The sequence below is a fragment of the Gilvimarinus sp. 1_MG-2023 genome, assembly GCF_030548285.1.
In genome coordinates this window covers 1-238 of record NZ_JAUOSC010001666.1, presented here as the reverse complement: position 1 = coordinate 238, position 238 = coordinate 1, and the positions used below count along the sequence as shown (strand labels likewise).

Annotated in this window: 1 protein-coding gene; it reads left to right on the top strand. The window is 57.6% G+C overall.

The window, feature by feature from the left end; genetic code table 11:
* Positions 1 to 40: 40 nt before the first annotated feature.
* Positions 41 to 238: hypothetical protein (locus tag Q4563_RS22450; protein ID WP_303606121.1), on the top strand; the 198-nt coding region annotated here is incomplete at its 3' end.

Below are 238 nucleotides of genomic sequence, written 5' to 3'. Positions count from 1 at the left end.
CATTGAGGCCCGCTTTACGCTCAGTCAGCTGCGACCATTTATGCAGACTCTGGCCCGGCAAGCGGAAAACCACCCCGAACCACTTGCTGCAGGAACCGATCCAGCCTCCGTATCAACACCGGCATCAACACCGGCATCAACACCGACAACCCAGGCCATCAACCGGTTAATTACTCTGGGGCAGCTGTCGGCACAAGTCGAATTGCCGATACTGGATGACAGCGGTACGCCACAGGTC